General features: G+C 42.1%; 1 protein-coding gene. It reads right to left on the reverse strand.

Annotated elements, in window-relative coordinates; all coding sequences use genetic code 11:
• Positions 1-454 precede the first annotated feature (454 nt).
• Positions 455-853 (reverse strand): GFA family protein, encoded by a 399-nt coding sequence (locus tag CDZ87_RS16940; RefSeq protein ID WP_100754564.1) that lies wholly within the window; start codon positions 851-853, stop codon positions 455-457.
• Positions 854-1,020: the final 167 nt, after the last annotated feature.

Below are 1,020 nucleotides of genomic sequence, written 5' to 3' on the forward strand. Positions count from 1 at the left end.
TCAACAAGCGCCCTCTCTTTCCAACCACAGCGCAGAACAATGGCAAATTGCCGAGACAACTGCTAAGTCGACATGCTACTTGGCAAATACGCTGAAAGCGCCTTAGAGCCAATGACATTTAAAGCCAACCGCCACGACCTGAAAATGAAGCAACCCACGAATATTGGCATGTTTTACGGGCTGAGAAATTCAAGAATTTAGGCCGACAATGCGGATTTGCTGAAGTAACTCGAGCGAACTGCCAAAGAGACAAAGAACATAGATCGAAGAAACTTTAAGCCACTGAAATACAAGTAAACATAACGCCGCGTTAAGTGGTGAGCAACGCTACCACCTTACCTAAACCATTGTGCCGTAAACACTAAAACTGAATCAAACCGAAAATACCAAGCGTTGGGAATCCGTCTTAAACGCTTTGTTATGAAGCAGTTACAAGCGCGTGATTGACTAAAATTCACTTTCTATCGGCTGGGTGATTTATGCCGTCCATGACTTCAATTGTACCTAGGTCGTATGGGTTTACTCCCTCAAGGCAACCAATATTATACCCATATTCAGTTGGGTCTGATCGTCTTTGATGGTGGGTATAAATACCACAGTTTGAACAAAAGTAATGTTTAGCTGTGCCAGTGTTAAATTGATACAACTTTAATTCAGATTCACCTTTTAGGATTTTGATATTAGATAACGGGACTGAACCAACTATTGCACCTTTTCTTCGACAAATTGAGCAGTCACAACGCCTAGGTTTCTCGATGCCGTTTGGCAAATACAGCTCTAACACAACAGCACCACAATGACATGAAGCTTGATGATTTTCCTTGATTTCCGTATTTCCAACTTGTTTGATCATAGTTGATATTTCCTTCTGCTTCATAACGCCGCGTTAAGTAGTGAGCAACGCAGCCACTGAGCCTAACCTATTGTGCCGTACACACTAAAGCTGATTCAAACCTAAAATGCCAAGCGTTGCGAATCTGCCTTAAACGCTTTGTTAGTTGCCATTCTAAACCTTTGATT

The organism is Vibrio salilacus, from assembly GCF_002811245.1.
Lineage (GTDB): Bacteria > Pseudomonadota > Gammaproteobacteria > Enterobacterales > Vibrionaceae > Vibrio > Vibrio salilacus.

What these genes read in the sequence shown, in the direction of transcription:
- CDZ87_RS16940 (WP_100754564.1), bottom strand. Translation starts at nt 853, where the DNA reads ATGATCAAACAAGTTGGAAATACGGAAATCAAGGAAAATCATCAAGCT.